General features: G+C 61.8%; 16 protein-coding genes and 2 pseudogenes. 11 read left to right on the top strand and 7 right to left on the bottom strand.

What is annotated here, in order from left to right; translation table 11 throughout:
* The first annotated feature begins 55 nt into the window (after positions 1-55).
* The 10 genes and pseudogenes from AB4N84_RS30265 to AB4N84_RS30220 all read left to right on the top strand — a co-directional run bounded on the left by AB4N84_RS30265 (position 56) and on the right by AB4N84_RS30220 (position 10,380).
* Positions 56-1,003 carry a DMT family transporter gene (locus AB4N84_RS30265; protein ID WP_460044669.1) on the top strand — a complete coding sequence of 316 codons (948 nt, stop codon included), beginning with the start codon at positions 56-58 and terminating at the stop codon, positions 1,001-1,003.
* Between the two features lie 570 nt (positions 1,004-1,573).
* The gene (locus AB4N84_RS30260; RefSeq protein WP_074753465.1) at positions 1,574-1,774 is read left to right on the top strand and encodes an MbtH family protein; all 201 of its coding nucleotides are present in this window, start codon (positions 1,574-1,576) and stop codon (positions 1,772-1,774) included.
* A gap of 38 nt (positions 1,775-1,812) precedes the next feature.
* Positions 1,813-2,805 (top strand): TauD/TfdA family dioxygenase, encoded by a 993-nt coding sequence (locus AB4N84_RS30255; RefSeq protein ID WP_460044668.1) that lies wholly within the window; start codon positions 1,813-1,815, stop codon positions 2,803-2,805.
* Positions 2,806-2,816: 11 nt separating this feature from the next.
* Positions 2,817-3,653: a N(5)-hydroxyornithine transformylase PvdF gene (locus AB4N84_RS30250; RefSeq protein WP_460044667.1), complete on the top strand. Its 837-nt coding sequence runs from the start codon at positions 2,817-2,819 to the stop codon at positions 3,651-3,653.
* A 39-nt stretch (positions 3,654-3,692) separates the two neighbouring features.
* A complete protein-coding gene (gene fhuF / locus AB4N84_RS30245) occupies positions 3,693-4,457 on the top strand; it encodes a siderophore-iron reductase FhuF (RefSeq protein WP_460044666.1) in 765 nt (254 codons plus the stop codon).
* 134 nt (positions 4,458-4,591) lie between these two features.
* Positions 4,592-5,368: pseudogene (locus tag AB4N84_RS30240) on the top strand (cache domain-containing protein); the annotation flags it as partial.
* Between the two features lie 411 nt (positions 5,369-5,779).
* A pseudogene (locus AB4N84_RS30235) lies at positions 5,780-6,274 on the top strand (methyl-accepting chemotaxis protein); the annotation flags it as partial.
* A 204-nt stretch (positions 6,275-6,478) separates the two neighbouring features.
* Positions 6,479-7,228 carry a gluconate 2-dehydrogenase subunit 3 family protein gene (locus AB4N84_RS30230; RefSeq protein ID WP_460044664.1) on the top strand — a complete coding sequence of 250 codons (750 nt, stop codon included), beginning with the start codon at positions 6,479-6,481 and terminating at the stop codon, positions 7,226-7,228.
* A gap of 2 nt (positions 7,229-7,230) precedes the next feature.
* Positions 7,231-9,006: a GMC family oxidoreductase gene (locus tag AB4N84_RS30225; RefSeq protein WP_460044662.1), complete on the top strand. Its 1,776-nt coding sequence runs from the start codon at positions 7,231-7,233 to the stop codon at positions 9,004-9,006.
* Positions 9,007-9,018: 12 nt separating this feature from the next.
* Positions 9,019-10,380, top strand: coding sequence for a cytochrome c (locus AB4N84_RS30220; RefSeq protein WP_460044660.1), 1,362 nt, complete (start codon positions 9,019-9,021; stop codon positions 10,378-10,380).
* A gap of 182 nt (positions 10,381-10,562) precedes the next feature.
* On the opposite strand, the gene AB4N84_RS30215 is transcribed toward AB4N84_RS30220, so the two are convergent.
* The 6 genes from AB4N84_RS30215 to AB4N84_RS30190 form a co-directional block, all read right to left on the bottom strand.
* Positions 10,563-10,913 (bottom strand): L-rhamnose mutarotase, encoded by a 351-nt coding sequence (locus AB4N84_RS30215; RefSeq protein WP_074753460.1) that lies wholly within the window; start codon positions 10,911-10,913, stop codon positions 10,563-10,565.
* A complete protein-coding gene (locus AB4N84_RS30210; protein ID WP_460044658.1) occupies positions 10,910-11,686 on the bottom strand; it encodes an L-fucose dehydrogenase in 777 nt (258 codons plus the stop codon). The genes AB4N84_RS30215 and AB4N84_RS30210 overlap by 4 nt, the downstream gene beginning before the upstream one ends.
* Complete coding sequence (locus AB4N84_RS30205) at positions 11,683-12,564, bottom strand: amidohydrolase family protein (protein ID WP_460044657.1); 882 nt, start codon at positions 12,562-12,564, stop codon at positions 11,683-11,685. The genes AB4N84_RS30210 and AB4N84_RS30205 overlap by 4 nt, the downstream gene beginning before the upstream one ends.
* 165 nt (positions 12,565-12,729) lie before the next feature.
* Positions 12,730-14,007 carry an L-fuconate dehydratase gene (locus tag AB4N84_RS30200; RefSeq protein ID WP_460044656.1) on the bottom strand — a complete coding sequence of 426 codons (1,278 nt, stop codon included), beginning with the start codon at positions 14,005-14,007 and terminating at the stop codon, positions 12,730-12,732.
* Between the two features lie 211 nt (positions 14,008-14,218).
* Positions 14,219-15,064 carry a fumarylacetoacetate hydrolase family protein gene (locus AB4N84_RS30195; protein ID WP_460044654.1) on the bottom strand — a complete coding sequence of 282 codons (846 nt, stop codon included), beginning with the start codon at positions 15,062-15,064 and terminating at the stop codon, positions 14,219-14,221.
* 63 nt (positions 15,065-15,127) lie between these two features.
* On the bottom strand, positions 15,128-15,868 hold the full coding sequence (locus tag AB4N84_RS30190; protein WP_460044653.1) for an SDR family oxidoreductase: 741 nt from the start codon (positions 15,866-15,868) through the stop codon (positions 15,128-15,130).
* Positions 15,869-16,104: 236 nt separating this feature from the next.
* Here AB4N84_RS30190 and AB4N84_RS30185 point away from each other — a divergent pair, with 236 nt between their 5' ends.
* Complete coding sequence (locus AB4N84_RS30185) at positions 16,105-16,866, top strand: FadR/GntR family transcriptional regulator (protein ID WP_460044652.1); 762 nt, start codon at positions 16,105-16,107, stop codon at positions 16,864-16,866.
* 32 nt (positions 16,867-16,898) lie between these two features.
* Here AB4N84_RS30185 and AB4N84_RS30180 read toward each other — a convergent pair whose 3' ends face one another.
* A complete protein-coding gene (locus AB4N84_RS30180) occupies positions 16,899-17,732 on the bottom strand; it encodes an oxidoreductase (RefSeq protein WP_460044651.1) in 834 nt (277 codons plus the stop codon).
* Between the last annotated feature and the right edge of the window lie 100 nt (positions 17,733-17,832).

Raw genomic sequence — 17,832 nt, 5'->3', positions numbered from 1 at the left:
GGTCTGGTTTTTCCATCGTTAGAATCGACCTCATTCACCTGGCCGAGTCGATGTCATGAACAGCGGGATTGTGTTTGCACTTCTGGCCGGGGCCATTTGGGGCGGCGTCATCGTCGGCCCGTCGTTATTGCCGGAATTCAACGCTGTTCTGATCAGCAGCGTTCGATTCGCCATTTACGGGCTGTTTTCGCTGGCCGTCGCCTTGCCCTTCGCCGCGCGCCTGATTGCGAAGTTGACCCGCGCCGACCTGATGATGCTGTTGCGTCTTTCCTTGACCGGCAATGTGTTGAATTACGCGTTGCTGGGGGCGTCTATTCAGCTCAGCGGGGTCACGGCCGCTGCGCTGATCAACGGCATGATGCCGGTCGCGATCACCTTTCTGGGGCGCAGTGATGCGGGGTCACTGCCGGTCCGAAAGCTCAAGTTGCCGTTATTGATGATATTCCTGGGAATCGTAGCGATCAGCCTGGAACACGCAGCTTCAGCGTCGTCGAACGTGCCATTGTCCTCGCAGCTGCTGGGCCTGGCGTGCGGTTTCTCCGGCGTGCTCAGCTGGTCGTGGTACGCCACACGTAATGCGCGTTATCTCAGAAACAGCGCGTTCAACAGCAGCGAGTGGTCGACGCTGCTGGGCATTGTCACCGGCGTGGTGGCGGTGGCTTTTGGATTGGGCGCCCTGATGCTGTTTCCGAACCTGATACCGGCCAACATTGAGCACAGCCGCTGGATGGATTTCTTCTGGGTCTGCCTGTTCCTCGCCCTGTGCGGCTCATGGCTGGCCAACGGCTTGTGGAACGCCTGCTCGCGCCGAATGGCAACCTCCCTCAGCGGCCAGATGATCGTCTTCGAAACGCTGTTTGCCTGCGTGTACGGTTTTGTGTTCAACCAACGAATGCCCGGCCTGATGGAAGTCATCGCCATCACACTGCTTATCGGTGGCGTCGTCTGGGCGGCGAGACGGCATCGGGTGCCGACTCTGAAGCTGGAGCAGTCGATTTTGTGATGCCATCATCGTCGGCAGTTTCAGCCGGTCCGCATTCACAGGATTTACTGCCGGTTCCCGGCAGATCGCGGGCAAGCGCGCTCCTACAATAACAAGTGGGGTGGGGACGACCGATGCAGGAACCAAGAAAGCGAAGAGCGTTAGCTCCAGCTCGCATTCTTCTTGTGCGCGGCAGCCCAGACACCACAAATCGCGACTTGGGTGCAGGCTGAACGCAGGTGGCGCGGAGTGGGCCGAGCGGCATGGATGCCGCGAGAGCCGCCCCCGGCCATGGATGGCCGATGGCGGCGGGCCCACGGAGCGTCGCCGGAGTGAAGGTACCTCGACGAAGTCGAGGCCAAACCGGGAGCCTTCAACCCTTGGTTACTTGGGGTTATCAAGTAACTCGCCGAAGGCGAAACAGTTAGGCCGTTAGGACTAACCCTCAATGCCAACGCAAATAACGGATCAGCACACGAAACCCAGCGCCCTCAGGATTTTTAAAAAAACCACTAATCATCCCGCCCGCTCAATCGTCTTCTAGATAACGCCGCCCTGCACGCGGCCAATCAACATCGACGAGGTCCACTCATGAGCTTTGACGGCGAAAACACCCAATTCCGCGTAGTCATCAACCACGAAGAACAGTACTCCATCTGGCCCGACTACAAAGCCATCCCTGAAGGCTGGAAAAGCGTCGGCGTCGAAGGCGACAAGCAGACCTGCCTCACCTACATCGAAGCCACCTGGACCGACATGCGTCCATTGAGCCTGCGCAAGGCCATGGCCTGAATCACCCTTTTCACTGCTGCTTCTGGAGCGCCTTGCCCATGAACATGAGCATGCTCACGCCACACCCCCTTGAGCTCGACGCCGGTTTTCCACTGCGGGTCTACCCAGGCCAAGCGGGCGCCTCCCTCGCTGCGGAATTTCAAGCCCTGCGCGGCGTGGTCGAACAATCCCTGGAGCGCGACGGCGCGATCCTGTTCAGCGGTTTTGCCAGTGACGGCATCGAAGGCTTCCAGCGATTTGCGGCGGCGTTCGGACACCCGCTGCTCAACTACGAATTCGGCTCCACGCCACGCAGCCAGGTCGACGGAAAGGGGGTCTACACCTCCACCGAATACCCGGCGCACCGCTCGATCCCGCTGCACAACGAACAGGCGTACACCAACGAATGGCCGATGCGCATCTGGTTCTACTGCGCCAAAGCCGCCGCCAGTGGCGGCGAAACGCCGATCGCCGACAGCCGTGAAGTGTTCCGGCGCATCAACCCCTTGCTGCGCAAGCGCTTCGAAGAGAAACGCCTGATGTACGTGCGCAACTACGGCAATGGCCTGGACCTGACCTGGCAACAGGTGTTCAACACCGACCGTCACAGCGACGTCGAAGACTACTGCCGCAAGCGCGGCATCCAGTGCGACTGGAATGAAGGCGGCGACCTGCGCACGCGTCAGCAGGTGCAGGGCGTGGCGCAACACCCGCGTACCCGCGACTGGGTCTGGTTCAACCAGGCGCACCTGTTCCATCTCTCCAATCTCGACCCGGACATGCAGGAGATCCTGCTGGACACCGTCGGCGAAGAAGGCTTGCCGCGCAACGTGTACTACGGCGACGGCAGCCCGCTGGAAGAGGACGCGCTGGCGGAAATTCGCGCGGTGCTCGCTGACTGTGAGGTGGTGTTCCCCTGGAAGACCGGCGATGTGCTGATGCTCGACAACATGCTCGTCGCCCACTCGCGCAAACCCTTCAGCGGTGAGCGAAAAGTGGTGGTTGCCATGGCCGAAGGCGTCAATGGCGACACGCTGTTCACTCCCAAATGAGTTCGAAACCCATGCAAAAAAACAAACTTGTTTACGTCTGGTCGCTGCGTAACGGCGCGGCGGATAAAGCCGGTCAATACGTCGATTACCACGGTGAAAAACGCTACATGAAGTCGCCGCTGGAGCACTTGGTCCAGGCGCTGAACGACACGCCATTGGGTGACCACTACGCGTTGGAAGCGGTCATCTGCGACGACAACCCGGCATCGGCCCGTGACCGGGAAAGCATCAAGGAATACGGTTTTGCGCCGGGGCAGGGCGAGCACTGGTTCTACCCGGCGGACCTGAAGGTGCAGGGCCGTCTGGTGAATGAATTGTTGGAAAACGTGCCCTCGACCTACCGCGCGCTGCCGCTGGGCGACAGTCAGCGGCCAGCGGGCAAGTCCGACTTCGAGCGGCGTCTGGGCGAGCGTCTGCACGCACTGGAAGCCGACATCGTGGTGCTCGACGGGTTGCTGGTGATCCTCGATGAACTGGTGCGCCCCGGCGCGGATTTCCACCGTCGTGTCGTCAACGTCCATCCAGGCATCACCCGACTTGAGTCGCCTTATGAGCGTCGCGGCGCCTACGCCACCCTCGATGCGCTGTACGGCGCGAAGGGCAAAAAGGTGATCGACTGGTCGACCCGCGAAACCGTCGACATCCCGGTGGTGAACATGACCGGCGCATCGTTCCATTACGTCGACAACGGTATCGATTCCGGCGAGGTGATTTTCGACGTGCTGGATACGCCGATTGCGCCGGACAACACGATCCTCGAACTGCGCTGGAACAATTTCAACAACAGCCTGTTCCCGGCGCTGGAGCAGGGATTGCGGGTGCTGGCGCGGCGTCAGGCTCATCAGTAGCCCGTCAGAACACGCGGCGCCCGCCAAGGGAATCAGGCGATGATCCCCGCGCTGGCGCCGTTGTTCATCGCCGACTTTGCGCACTATCGGGACGTCTTGGTGCTGGAGGACGACCCACGTCCTGCCGTGCCACTGCGCACGCTGCTCACGCCCGAGGTGTTCAGTTCGGTATTGAACCGGTTCGGCGCGCAGTATCCCGGCAGCGACCGGCGAGGTCTGGCCTCGATCTGGTCCAAGTACTACTTCACCAAACTGATCCCGCCAGTGGTGGCGGCGTCATTGATGCTCAATCACCGCCTGCCGCTGCGGCTTGAGCAACTCCAGGTGATGCTGGACGAGCAGGGGATGCCGCTCGGCTTCAAACTGCCGGATCCCGGCCAGCGCTGGGCCCTTGCGCCAACCGACACCTTCCAGCGTTTCGGTGAGCTGACCGAAGGCCACCTGCGTCCCTTCATCGACACTGTGGCAATCTTCACGCGCTTGTCCCCCAAGGTCCTTTGGAGCAACGCCGGCAATTACTTCGAATGGCTGCTGGGCGTGCTCGCCAGCGCCATCCCGCAGGCCGACCTGAGCCATGGCCACGACCTGCTGAATGCAGTTGATCTTCCGGACGGCCGTCGCAACCGGCTGTATCAACCCGTGCAGTACATCAAGGTTGCGGGACAGGTGGATTTGAAGCGTCAACGGCGGGTCTGCTGCGTGCGTTATCGGGTCGGCGGGCTGGCCGTCTGCGAAAGCTGCCCACTTCTCTGTCGACCGACCCGACCAATGGTCGGCTCAGCGCTATCGCTACGCGAATTGTGATGTTCAGACCCTCACGGCATCGCCTGAAAGGTTAAGTGGCGGCTATTTGACGTCAAATTGCTATCAAAATGTTTCAAGTTGTATGATCACCGGCCGATAGGGGAAGACCACACGACCAGGAGGTGATTTGTCTCATGAAGCTGACCGTCAAGAGCAAGCTGCTCTGTCTTGCCATCATTCCCGCGCTGCTGTTCGCCCTGATTCTCAGTGGTTTGGCGTCGTGGATGTTGCAGCGCAGCGCCGATCAGGAAATGAAGGATACCCGCGAGCAACTGGTGGAGCGCAACCGCCAGGTGCTGAAGAATTATGTCGACGTGGCGCTGACCACGATCAAACCGCTGCACGACGCATCCGCAGCCGGTGACATGACCGCGCGGGACAAAGCCCTGGAGTTGCTCAAGCCGATGAAATACGGCGAGGACGGTTACTTCTTCGGGTACGACACCAAGGGTGTGCGGGTCTTCCGCAGCGACAGCCCGGCGGGCGTCGGCAAGAGCTTCTGGGACACTCGCGATCCCGATGGCTCCTATCACTACCAGACCTTCGTGGAAGTGGCGAAGAACGGTAAACACTACATCGACTACGCCGCGCCCAAGCCGGGCGACGAAGCGGTGCAGGTGCCTAAGCTGGGCTACACCGTGTACCTCGACAAATGGGACATGGTGCTCGGCAGCGCGATCAACATGGACGACATTGACGCGTCCATGGCGCTGGAACAGGAAGCAGTCACCGGTCGTACCCGCAGCATTCTTGCCAGTGTCTTCGTTGTTACCCTGATTCTGTTGCTGGTGACCGCCGCCGCCGGGATCTGGACCGCCAACGGCATCGTGCGTCCGCTGCGTGTTCTCAAGTCCAACCTGGACGACATCGCCGCCGGTGACGGCGACCTGACCCATCGTCTGGTCGTCACCAGCCGCGATGAACTGGGTGATCTGGCGGTCTCGTTCAACCTGTTCGTCGACAAGATCCACGGCATGGTAAGGCAGATCGCTCAGATGACCACTGACCTCGCCGGTCTGGTGGATCAGGCCACGCAGCAGACCCTGCGTTCCGAGCAGACCATGCAACGCCAGCGTGAAGAAACCGATCAGGTCGCCACGGCCATTCACGAAATGTCAGCGGCCGCGCAGGAAGTGGCCCTCAGTGCGCAACGTGCCGCCCAAGCCGCTTCTGAAACGGATCAGCAAGGCCAGGCCGCCCGCAAGGTCGTGGGCAACAGCATCACTGGCATGAGTTCGCTGGTCGCCGACATCCGACTCAGTGGCAACAGCCTGGACAGTCTGCAACAGGACGTACGTTCGATCGTTTCGGTGCTGGACGTGATTCGCTCGATTGCCGAGCAGACCAACCTGCTGGCGCTCAACGCCGCTATCGAAGCTGCGCGGGCCGGTGAGGCCGGACGTGGTTTTGCCGTGGTTGCCGATGAAGTTCGCGCGCTGGCCAGTCGCACGCAGCAGAGCACCCAGGAAATCCAGGGCATGATCACCCGTCTGGAAACAGGCACCCATGCTTCGGTCGCCGCCATGCGTCGTTCCACTGAAGCGGGCGAGGGCGCCAACCAGCAGACCAATGAAGTCGGTGTCTCGCTGGACTCCATCTCCGGCCTGATCGGCACCATCAACGCGATGAACGCACAGATTGCCAGTGCCGCTGAAGAACAGACCTCGGTCGCCGAAGAGATCAACCGCAGCGTGCACCAGATTGCCGGTGCTGTAGAGAACCTCGCCGAAGAGACCGAGCAAAGCGCCCGCACCATGCGCGACGTGTCAGCGCTGGGTGGCAACCTCAGCGCGCTAGTGCGTCAGTTCAAGATCTGATGAAACGTTTAACCCTGCAGCGCCCATAGCACGGTGCGGCTAAAGCGGGTTGAATGACGTCCGAATGCTTAGCTAGGTAATGATTAGCAGGCAATCGATGTTCCGGGTGCTCGGCTGCAAGGCTCCGCAGCGCCCGGAGCAACATAAGAAGAAAACACAAGAAAAATGAAGCACACCCGTGTTCAGTCTCAGGAGAAGTGAAAGATGTTCGATGACGACACCTCCCCGGCCCGTCGCGATTTTCTACGCAAGTCGCTGACGCTTATTCCCGTCGTAACGCTGGCCAGCGCAGGCCTTCCTTCCAGTACGTTCGCCCAGACCCCGGCGAGCGATGCCAGTCAGGGTGCCTCCGCAGCGCCAGTTTCGTCTGCCGGTGACTACAAACCGACCTTCTTCACCCCCGAAGAATGGGCGTTCGTGTTCGCCGCCTGCGACCGTTTGATTCCGTCCGACCACGTCGGCCCAGGCGCCGTGGAACTCGGTGTGCCCGAGTTCCTTGACCGTCACATGCAGACGCCCTACGCCAACGGCGGTATCTGGTACATGCAGGGGCCGTTCCTGGAAGCCGCCCCGGAATTCGGTTATCAGGGCCGCTTGAACCTGCGCGAGACCCTGCGCATCGGCATCAAGGCCATGGACACCAGCTGCAAGAAAACCTTTTCTGGCAAGGCATTCGCCGAATTGTCCCATCCGCAACAGGAAGAGCTGCTCAAGGCTGCGGAGGCCGGCAAGCTGGCGCTGGACGACATTTCTTCGAAGCTGTTTTTCACCAATTTGCTGAACGAGGTGCGTAACGGTTATTTCGCCGACCCGTCCCACGGCGGCAACAAGAACATGGGCGCCTGGAAAATGATCGGTTACCCCGGCATGCGCGCCGATTACATGGACTGGGTCACGGTGCGCGACAAGCCGTACCCGTTACCGCCCGTTGATCTGGCCGGACGGAGGGGCTGAACATGGCGAACGTAAAACCGAAAGTAGACGCCGTAATCGTCGGCATGGGCTGGACTGGCGCGATTCTGGCCAAGGAATTGACCGACGCCGGACTGCACGTGGTAGTGCTGGAACGTGGCGCCGACCGTGACACACAACCCGATTTCGCATACCCGAAAGTGGTCGATGAGCTCGAAGGCTCGGTGCATCGCCGCTATCTGCAAAGCCTGTCGCAAGAAACCGTTACCGCGCGGCACAACCTGACTTCCACTGCCGTGCCGTATCGCCAGATGGGCTCCTTCAAACCCGGCACGGGCGTTGGCGGCGCAGGCAGTCACTGGTCCGGCTGCCATTTCCGCGCCTTGCCGGAAGACTTCAAGCTGCGCAGCAACGTCGAGCAGCGTTACGGCGCCTCATTTATTCCCTCGGACATGAGCATTCAGGACTTCCCGGTCACTTACGAGGACCTGGAGCCGCACTTCGATCACTTCGAATACGTCTGCGGGACCTCCGGCAAGGGCGGGATCATCAAGGGCGTCAAGCAGGCGGGTGGCAACCCGTTCGAGGGCTCGCGCTCCCGCGAATTCCCGTTGGGCCCTAACCCGAATTACCTCGGCGCCGAGATGTTTTACAAGGGCGCCCGCGAGATGGGCTGGGACCCGTATCCGATCCCGGCGTCCAACGCGTCCGCGCCTTACGTCAACCCCTACGGTTGCCAGATGGGGCCGTGCAATGCCTGTGGTTTCTGCAGTGACTACGGTTGCCTGAACTACTCCAAGGCCAGTCCGAACATCAGCATTCTGCCGGTGCTGCGCCAGCGCAAGAACTTCGAACTGCGCACCCACGCGCAAGTGCTCAAGGTCAATCTGGACAGCGACGGCAAGAAGGCCACGGGCGTGACTTATCTCGACGCTCAAGGCCGTGAGGTCGAACAACAGGCAGACCTCGTATTGTTGTGTGCGTTCTCGCTGTACAACGTGCACCTGATGCTGCTCTCCGGCATCGGCAAACCCTACGATCCGCAAACGGGCGAGGGCACGGTCGGGCGCAATTATTCGTACCAGAACCTCAACCGCGTGGTGCTGTTCTTCAACAAGGACGTGCAAGCGAATCAATTCATCGGGATTGGCGGCGCCGGGACCACCATGGACAACCTCAACGGCAACCAGCTGGACAACGCCAAGGCCGGCTTCGTCGGTGGCGGCATCATCTGGGCGCGGCAGCCGGGCGCGGGTCCGGTGCGCGGAATCAACGTGCCGCCGGGTACGCCGAACTGGGGCACGGCCTGGAAACAAGCCGCCAGCGATGCGTTTCGCCACTCGTTCTATTTCGAGGTGCAGGGTGCCTGCATGTCGTACAAGCAGCATTACCTGAGCCTCGATCCGACCTACAAGGACGGCTTCGGTCGGCCACTGTTGCGCATGACCTTCGACTGGCACGACAACGAAGTGAAAGCCTCGCAGTTTCTGGTCGGCAAGGCGCTGGAGATGTCGAAGATCCTCAACCCGACGGCCTTGGCCGGTGACGCGAAGAAACCGGGCGAGCACTACAACATCACCAAGTATCAGAGCACCCACACCTGTGGCGGCGCGATCATGGGCAGCGACCCGAAGACGTCGGCACTGAACCGTTACTTGCAATCGTGGGACGTGCACAACGTGTTCGCCATCGGTGCCAACGCGTTCCCGCAGAACAACGGCTACAACCCGACCGGCATGGTGGGCGCGCTGGCGTACTGGTCTGCCAAGGCCATTCGCGAGCAATACCTGAAAAACCCTGGCCCGCTGGTTCAGGCATAAGGAGAGACGACCATGAAAAAGCTTCTCTTGAGCCTGGTTTCACTGGCCGTTGTGGTGCTCGTCGTGCTGCTGATCGTCGCTTTCTGGCCGACCACCACGCCGACGCTCGCCGCCGCCAGCGACGCCGATCAGGCCGCGCTGATCGAAAAAGGCCGCTACCTGGCCGACGCGGGCGATTGCACCGCGTGCCATACGGCAACAGGCGGCAAGCCGTTCGCGGGCGGGCTGCCGATCGCCTCGCCAATCGGCACGCTGTACAGCAGCAACATCACGCCTGACAAGGCCTCGGGCATCGGCAATTATTCGCTGCAAGACTTCGACCGGGCCGTTCGCCACGGCATCGCGGCCAATGGCAGCAGCCTGTACCCGGCGATGCCCTATCCCGCCTATGCGCGAATCAGCGATGACGACCTGCGGGCGATGTACGCCTACTTCATGCAGGGCGTCGCGCCGGTCTACGCCGAGAACCGTGCCAACGAGGTGCCTTGGCCGTTGTCGATGCGCTGGCCGTTGGCGATCTGGCGCAAAACCTTCGCCCCCGCGCCGCAGTCGGTTGCCTTCGATGCCGGTCGCTACAAAGACCCGCAGATCGCCCGCGGTGCTTATCTGGTGCAGGGGCTGGGACACTGCGGCAGTTGCCACACGCCCCGTGCCTTGACCTTGCAGGAGAAAGCGCTGGACGAGTCCGGCGCCGAGTACCTGTCGGGCGGTCCGGTGATCGACGGCTGGCTGGCGGTGAACCTGCGCGGGAATCCGGCCGATGGACTGGGGCGCTGGACCCCTGACGACATCGTCGCCACGTTGCACAGCGCGCGTAACACCCAGCACGCGGTCTTGGGGGGAGCGATGGGCGATGTGGTGGTGCACAGCACTCAGCACCTCAACGACGCCGACCTGCACGCTGTCGCCGCGTACTTGAAGAGCCTGCCGCCGACCAAGGAACAGGTGTCGAGCTTCGAGGCTGATCCGACAACGGCCAAGGCGCTGGCAGCGGGGCAGGAAGGCAGTCGCGGCGCTGAGCTTTACGTCGACAACTGCGCAGCCTGTCACCGCACCAACGGTCAGGGCGATGACCGCGTGTTCCCGAAGATTGCGGGCAACTCTTCGGTGCTGGCGCAGGACCCGGTGTCGATGATTCGCCTGGTGTTGGCGGGCAGCAAGCTGCCGGCCACGCAGACCGCCCCTTCGGAACTGGGCATGCCTGGCTTCGCTTGGCGACTGTCGGATGAAGAAGTGGCGCAACTGCTCACGTTCATCCGCAGCAGTTGGGGCAACCGGGCGCCGGCGGTGGGTGCAGCGCAGGTGACGAAGTTGCGCGCGACACTGCCAAAAGCGTCACCGGCAGTGAGTCGTACGGACATTGCGAAGCCGTAACGTGTACGGCCGCTGCAAAACGCTTGACCTGTAGGAGCGCGCTTGCCCGCGATAGCGTCGTGTCAGTCAGCACATGCAAACCTGACACAACCCATCGCGGGCAAGCGCGTGTTTGGCTGCACCGGCCTCTCGCGGAAAAAATTCGCTTCCACAGGGGGATGTATTTCTCCGGGGGAGCCGGGTTATCGAGGCTGTTCCGCCAGGCTGAAAATCCGTGCCATCGCCTGCCACTTGTTGCCCGGTTCCGTCCACGGCGTCGGTTTCTGGAAGGCCCACATCAGGTCTTCCCATTCCTGCACCTTGGGGTTCTCGGCCGAGGCGTTGTCCATCGCCTGGGCACTGAAATTCGCCGCAGTTTCCATGACCATGAACAGCCGCGTGCCGAGTCGCCAGATCTGCATGTCGAGCACGCCGACACCGCGCAGGTGATCGGCGATCTCGGGCCAGATGCGCTGGTGCAGTCGTTCGTATTCGGCGATCAATGCGGGGTCGTCGACCAGGTCCAGCGCCAGGCAGTAGCGTTGTCGGCTCATGTCAGTGCCCGGTCGAGATGGGTGTAACCGCCGTCCACCACCAGCCATTGCCCGGTGGTGTGCGAGGCGCGTGAGGACAGCAGGAACAACACGCTGTCGGCGATCTCGGTCGGGGTGGTCATGCGCTGGCCGAGCGGGATCTTCTCGACGATCTTCTCAAGCTTCGCCTTGGGGTCGTCGAAGCTTGAAATCCAGCGCTCATACAGCGGGGTCATGACCTCTGCGGGAATCACTGCGTTGACCCGCACGCCGTCGTCGAGCAACGACGCGGCCCACTCGCGGGTCAGCGACAGTTGCGCGCCTTTGGACGCGGTGTAGCCGCTGGTGCCGCCTTGCCCGGTGAGCGCGGTTTTCGAGCCGATATTGACGATGGCGCCCTGACTGGCCTTCAGCGCGTCGACGCACAAATGGGTCATGAGGTAATAGTGGATCAGGTTTTTTTCCAGCGATTCGATGAACGCGCTGCGGCCGGCCTCCAGGCCAACGTTGTCGTTGACCCCGGCATTGTTCACCAGTCCGTCGATGCGCCCGAAGCGTTCGAGGACTTTGCTGACGGCGGCAGCACAACCGGCTTCGTCGCGCAGTTCCACTTGCAGGAACACGCTCTGCGGCTGGCGTCGGTCCAGCTCGGCCGCGAGTTCGGCGGGCAACGGCTGGTTGGCGAAGATCACCGGGATCGCGCCTTCCTCTGCCAGCCCCAGGGAAATGGCCGCGCCGATGCCGGAGCCGCCGCCAGTGACGATAATGACTTTGTTTTGCAGATGCAGGTTCATGGGCAGTTTCCTTTCAGGCCATAAAGGCGAATGGCGTTGCCGCCGCGAATCGCCGCCTGTTCGTCGGCGGACAGTTCGCGAAGGGCGGATTCGAACAGGCGATGAACGTCGCTGTAGGTGCCGGCCAGCTGGCACACCGGCCAGTCGGAGCCAAACATCAGCCGCTGCGGGCCAAACAGCTCCAGCGCAAGGTACAAGTACGGCAACAGCTCGACGGGTCGCCATTGCTGCCAGTCGGCTTCGGTGATGAGGCCTGACAGCTTGCAACTGACGTGGGGCAGCGCGGCGAGCGGGGCGATCCGGTCGGCCCAGGCGATGGGGTCTTCTCGGGAAACGTCCGGTTTGCCGAGATGATCGAGAACGATGGTGTGCTCGTCGTGACGTTGGCAGAAGCCAGCGGCGGCCTGGAGGTCGGCGTCCTTGATCAACAGGTCATACGTCAGGCCGCGGGCCTGCAGCAGACGCACGCCCCGGGCGAATGACGGGTCTTGCATGAACAGCGAAGGCGAGGGTTCGTCCTGAACCAGGTGGCGGAGGCCGACCAGCTTCTCGGACTCGGCCCGCCGTTCCAGTTGCCGCTCAAGGTCCGGGGCGCGCAGGTCGACCCAGCCGACCACGCCGAGGATCCATGGGTGTTGGGCGGCGAGGGCGAGCAAGGTGTCAGTCTCGTCGAGGCTGTGGCGCGCCTGCACGGCGATGCAGCCCGCGATGCCGTGCTGGTCGAGCAGCGGCTTCACATCCTCCGGCAGGAAGTCACGTCGCAGGGCGCCGTGTCGATCGCCGATCCACGGGTAATCCTGCGCACGGTAGCGCCAGAAGTGCTGATGGGCGTCCACGCGTAACGTGGCTGCCGAATGACGTGTTTCCTGGGACGACATTGTTGTTGTACTCCGTCCGTTGTTGCGGGTCCGACGCTATCCCCCTGTGGGAGCGAATTCATTCGCGATTGGCCGTCCGGATCAAACATCTCTGTCGGCAGAAAGATTTTTCGCGAATGAATTCGCTCCCACAGGGGCGCTGAGTCTTCTCGTCGCAGCGGGGGGTCACCCGCGATAGGCATACTGCTTGCGCGACGCTTCTTTCATCTGGATCGAAAACCCCGGCGCGGTCGGCGGCATGTACGCGGCATCGCGAATCACGCACGGGTCTTCGAAGTGTTCATGCAGGTGATCGACGAACTCCACCACGCGGCCTTCGTGGGTGCCGGCCAGGCACAGGTAGTCGATCATCGACAGGTGCTGCACGTACTCGCACAACCCGACGCCTCCGGCATGCGGGCACACTGGCAGGTGGTACTTGGCGGCCATCAGCATCACGGCCAGCACCTCGTTGACCCCACCCAGACGGCAGGCGTCGATCTGCACCACGTCAATGGCTTCGCGCATGATCAGTTGCTTGAAGACGATGCGGTTCTGGCACATTTCACCGGTCGCCACTTTGACCGGGGAGACGCCGAGACGGATCTTGCGATGGCCCTCGACGTCATCCGGGCTGGTCGGTTCTTCAATGAACCACGGCTTGGCGAACGACAACTCGCGCACCCAGTCGATGGCAGCATCCACTTCCCAGACCTGGTTGGCGTCGATCATCAGATGACGGTCCGGCCCCAGGACTTCGCGGGCGATGCGCACGCGACGAATGTCATCCTGCAGGTCGCGGCCGACCTTGAGCTTGATGTGCGAGAAGCCGCCGTCGACGGCTACCTGGCACAGTCGACGCAGCTTGTCGTCGGGGTAGCCTAGCCATCCGGCCGACGTGGTGTAGCAGGGGTAACCCTCGGCTTTCAGCGACTGCAAGCGCTCGGCTTTGCCTTGGGCGCGGTCGCGGAGCAAGGCCAGCGCTTCGTCCGGGGTGATGCAGTCGGTGATGTAGCGAAAATCGATGCAGCGCACCAGTTGCTCGGGGCTCATGTCGGCCACCAGTTGCCACACCGGTTTGCCTTCGGATTTGGCCCACAGGTCCCAGGTGGCGTTGACCACGGCGCCAGTCGCCAGATGAATCGCACCCTTGTCCGGGCCGATCCAGCGCAACTGGCTGTCGCTGGTGACGTGGCGCCAGAAACGGCCCATGTCCTCGGCGATCCACTCAAGCTTCAGGCCGACCATGACGCCCGACAGGGCCTTGATCGCCGCGCAGCAGATCTCGTTGCCGCGACCGATGGTGAACGTCAGGCCATGGCCTTGCAGGGTGGGGTGATCGGTTTCAAGAATGACGTACGCCGCCGAGTAGTCAGGGTCGGGGTTCATCGCGTCGGAGCCGTCCAGCGACTGCGACGTGGGGAAACGAATGTCTTCAACGCGCAGGGCGGTGATGGTGGTCATGGCGGGTCCCGTTGGAATTGTTTTTGGACAGTGCAACGTTCGTTGAAACCTTTACGTGTGGGACTGAGCCACAACCGGGTAAACACCCCCCGATTGCAGGAGCCGGCTGGCTGGCGAAGGCGGTCGGTCAGTGAGTATCCACTTGACTGACAAGCCCGGTTCGCCAGCAAGCCGGCTCCTACAGGGGATTGGGCGTTCAGTCCCAGGGTGTTCAGGCATCGACCGTCAGTTGCTCCTGTTCGCCCAGACCTTCGATGCCCAGACGCATGCGCTGGCCCGCGCGCAGAAACACTGGCTCCGGCTTGATGCCCAGACCCACGCCCGGTGGTGTGCCGGTGGAAATCACGTCGCCCGGTTGCAGGCTCATGAACTGGCTGAGGTAGCTGACCAGTTTCGGGATCTGGAAAATCATCGTGCGGGTGCTGCCGTTCTGGTAACGCTTGCCGTCCACTTCCAGCCACAGGTTGAGCTGATGCGGGTCGGCAATTTCGTCCTTGGTCACCAGCCAGGGTCCCATGGGGCCGAAGGTGTCGCAGCCCTTGCCTTTGTCCCAGGTGCCGCCGCGCTCGATCTGGAATTCACGCTCGGACACGTCGTTGATCACGCAGTAGCCGACCACATGCTCCATCGCATTGGCTTCGTCGATGTAGCGTCCGCCCTTGCCGATGACCACGCCGAGTTCGACTTCCCAGTCGGTCTTCTTCGAGTTGCGCGGGATTTCCACGTTGTCGTTGGGACCGACGATGGCGCTGGTCCACTTGTTGAAAATGATCGGCTCTTTGGGAATGTCCGCCCCGGTCTCAGCGGCATGGTCGGCGTAGTTCAGGCCGATGCAGATGAATTTGCCGACCTGAGCCACGCAAGGGCCGATGCGGGGGGTGCCGTCGACCAATGGCAGGCTGGCAGGGTCCAGTGCTTTGAGCGTCGCGATGCGTTCCGGGCTCAGGACCGGACCCGAGACGTCGTCGATGAATTCCGACAGGTCGCGGATGCCGCCGTCCTTGTCCAGCAGGGCCGGGCGTTCTTTGCCAGGTTGACCGTAGCGCAGCAGTTTCATGGGGTGTCCTCGTTCAAATGAATAGTCAGAATTGGGCGTCAGTCTCTGTAGGCGCGGATGAATTCAGTTACTCCAACCACCGTCGATGATCTGTGCCGTGCCGGTAGTAAACCCGCTGGCGGGCGAACCAAGATATAACGCCAGTTGCGCAATCTCTTGCGGCGTGCCGAGACGCCCCATCGGTTGACGTGCCTCAAACGCGGCGTACACCTGGGCTTCATCGCGATGCTCGCGCACGGCCTGTTCGGCCACACGCTGACGCAGCGACGGCGATTCGACGGTGCCGGGGCAGATGCAGTTGCAACGGATGTTCTGCCCGACGAAATCGGCAGCGACAGACCGCGTGATGCCGATCACCGCGGCTTTGCTGGCGCAGTAGGCGAATCGGTTGGGAACGCCCTTGATGGCGGACGCCACCGACGACATGTTGATGATCGAACCGCCGCCGTTGGCCAGCATGGCCGGCAGGAAGGCGCGGATCATCTTGTACATGGCGGTGACGTTGAGGTCGAAGGCGAAGCTCCAGTCCTTGTCCGAGCATTCGAGAATGTTGCCGCTGTGCACCACGCCTGCGCAGTTGAACAGCACGTCCAGCGCGCCGATCTCGGCTGCCAGTCGCTCGATGGCCGCGTGATCGGTGACGTCCAGCACGTGTTTGTGTACGCCTTTGAGGGTGTCCAGGGCTGCGCCGTTGATGTCGACGGCAAAGACTTCCGCGCCCGCATTCAGGTAAGCCTCGACGCTGGCTTGACCGATGCCCTGAGCGGCGGCGGTGATGAGCACTCGCTTACCGGTGAGGTCCATGTTGAATCCCTTGTTCTTATTGTGAAGACGACCGAGGCGTCAGGTCTAAAGGTCAGGCCATTGATGGCGCAGTGACGGTGACTGGGAGCACGCTCAACCGGCAGAGGTTTGCTATGATCCGTTCACTGCAGTCGTCCAATGGTCAGGCCATTGGTCCTGTTTTTAGCACTTGTGCCGGACCTCAACAAGGTCATTTTTCTGCCGGGTTGCACTTTTCATTTTCGAGCTGAGTTCCAATGCCCATCCAAGCTATTGATAACCAACGGCTTTACCGCCAGATCGCCGACCAGCTGCGCGCCTTGATCGACAGCGGTGAATTTCCGCCGGGCAGTCGTTTGCCCGCCGAGCGTGAGCTGGCCAAGCTGCTGGGTGTCAGCCGCGCGTCGGTGCGTGAGGCGATGATTGCGCTGGAGGTGATTGGTCTGGTCGATGTACGGGTCGGCAATGGCGTGCTGGTCTGTGAGCCACCCTTGCAGATCCTGTCTGACGAGCCTGTGATGACACAGGCGACCCGCGATCAATGGAAAGACATCGACCCTGAACTGGGCATCGAAGTGGATTTCAGCGCGGAGATTCCGCCCTTTGCGTTGTTGCAGGCCCGACGACTGATCGAGCCGGAAACTGCAGCCCTCGCGGCGCAGCATGCCAGTGATGAAGAGCTTGAATCGATCCGCGAAGCCTTCGAGCGCAACACCCACGATAATCGCGAACACTCCCATACCCATCCGGGCGACCGGCTGTTCCATATCCGTATCGCTCAAGCGTCCGGTAATCCCGCTTACGCGCTGATGATCCAGCATCTGCTCGGTCATCAATACGGCAGCATGTTCCAACGCCTGCAAGCGCATTACACCTCGGACGACATGCCGTTTCGCTCGGAGCACGAGCACCGGTTGATCCTTCAGGCGTTGCAGAACCGCAATCCCGACGCTGCACGCCAGGCGATGGCGGATCACCTGGATGAGGTGATCCGGATCTTCAGCCGGGGCGGGGTTTAGCAGCAAGGCAACAGAAGCAGGTCCGCCAGACTTTATCCATCCGTCGACCGCGTCACCGCTTCCCACGCGGCAATCTCCGATTCCAGCAACGCCAGCTTGTCTCGCACCAGCTTCAGTGCGTCGCTGCCGAGCAACAGGTGCGCAGGCGGGTTTTCGCTGTCGATCAGCTTCAACATCGCATCGGCTGCCTTCACCGGGTCACCGATCTGCTTGCCGCTGCGCTCTTCGCGGGCCTTGCGAATCGGGTCGAAGGTTTCGTCGTAGTCGGCGATCTGCCGTGGCGAGCGTTGCATTGAACGGCCGGCCCAGTCCGTGCGAAAACTGCCCGGCGCGACCGCTGTGACATGCACGTTGAACGGCTTCAGCTCCTTGCCCAGCGCTTCCGAGATCCCCTCGAGCGCGAACTTGCTGCCGTTGTAGTAGGCGATGCCCGGCATGGTAATGAAGCCACCCATGGAGGTGATGTTGAGGATGTGCCCCTTGCGGCGCTGGCGAAACAGCGGAACGAACGCCTTGGTGACCGCCACGGCGCCGAACACGTTGACGTCGAACTGCCGACGCAGTTCGTCCAGCGAGGACTCTTCCAGAATGCCTTCGTGGCCGTAGCCAGCGTTGTTGACCAGCACATCCACTGGGCCGAATGCCTTGTCGACGTCGTTGATCACGCTGTCGATGGCGTCGAATTCAGTCACGTCCAGCAGCACGCCATGGGCGCGGCCCTCGGCCTGAGATTCAAACGCGGCCAGTGCTTCCTGGGTGCGCACGGTGCCAATGACCGTGTGCCCGGCCACCAGTGCCTGCGCGGCGAGCGCCTTGCCAAAGCCACTGCTGACGCCGGTGATGAACAGGGTTTTTGTCGTACTCATGGTGTATCCCTCACGAGGCAGATGCCGTTGCTTGATCACCCATGTTAGGAACATAAGGTGGCCAAGCGGTGTACCAGTTCTGCGGGATGATTGCCTGATC

The sequence above is a fragment of the Pseudomonas sp. S2_H01 genome (assembly GCF_054668305.1).
This window is presented reverse-complemented; position numbering and strand designations above follow the sequence as displayed.

What these genes read in the sequence shown, in the direction of transcription:
- AB4N84_RS30265 (WP_460044669.1), top strand. Translation starts at nt 56, where the DNA reads ATGAACAGCGGGATTGTGTTTGCACTTCTGGCCGGGGCCATTTGGGGC.
- AB4N84_RS30260 (WP_074753465.1), top strand. Translation starts at nt 1,574, where the DNA reads ATGAGCTTTGACGGCGAAAACACCCAATTCCGCGTAGTCATCAACCAC.
- AB4N84_RS30255 (WP_460044668.1), top strand. Translation starts at nt 1,813, where the DNA reads ATGAACATGAGCATGCTCACGCCACACCCCCTTGAGCTCGACGCCGGT.
- AB4N84_RS30250 (WP_460044667.1), top strand. Translation starts at nt 2,817, where the DNA reads ATGCAAAAAAACAAACTTGTTTACGTCTGGTCGCTGCGTAACGGCGCG.
- fhuF (WP_460044666.1), top strand. Translation starts at nt 3,693, where the DNA reads ATGATCCCCGCGCTGGCGCCGTTGTTCATCGCCGACTTTGCGCACTAT.
- AB4N84_RS30230 (WP_460044664.1), top strand. Translation starts at nt 6,479, where the DNA reads ATGTTCGATGACGACACCTCCCCGGCCCGTCGCGATTTTCTACGCAAG.
- AB4N84_RS30225 (WP_460044662.1), top strand. Translation starts at nt 7,231, where the DNA reads ATGGCGAACGTAAAACCGAAAGTAGACGCCGTAATCGTCGGCATGGGC.
- AB4N84_RS30220 (WP_460044660.1), top strand. Translation starts at nt 9,019, where the DNA reads ATGAAAAAGCTTCTCTTGAGCCTGGTTTCACTGGCCGTTGTGGTGCTC.
- AB4N84_RS30215 (WP_074753460.1), bottom strand. Translation starts at nt 10,913, where the DNA reads ATGAGCCGACAACGCTACTGCCTGGCGCTGGACCTGGTCGACGACCCC.
- AB4N84_RS30210 (WP_460044658.1), bottom strand. Translation starts at nt 11,686, where the DNA reads ATGAACCTGCATCTGCAAAACAAAGTCATTATCGTCACTGGCGGCGGC.
- AB4N84_RS30205 (WP_460044657.1), bottom strand. Translation starts at nt 12,564, where the DNA reads ATGTCGTCCCAGGAAACACGTCATTCGGCAGCCACGTTACGCGTGGAC.
- AB4N84_RS30200 (WP_460044656.1), bottom strand. Translation starts at nt 14,007, where the DNA reads ATGACCACCATCACCGCCCTGCGCGTTGAAGACATTCGTTTCCCCACG.
- AB4N84_RS30195 (WP_460044654.1), bottom strand. Translation starts at nt 15,064, where the DNA reads ATGAAACTGCTGCGCTACGGTCAACCTGGCAAAGAACGCCCGGCCCTG.
- AB4N84_RS30190 (WP_460044653.1), bottom strand. Translation starts at nt 15,868, where the DNA reads ATGGACCTCACCGGTAAGCGAGTGCTCATCACCGCCGCCGCTCAGGGC.
- AB4N84_RS30185 (WP_460044652.1), top strand. Translation starts at nt 16,105, where the DNA reads ATGCCCATCCAAGCTATTGATAACCAACGGCTTTACCGCCAGATCGCC.
- AB4N84_RS30180 (WP_460044651.1), bottom strand. Translation starts at nt 17,732, where the DNA reads ATGAGTACGACAAAAACCCTGTTCATCACCGGCGTCAGCAGTGGCTTT.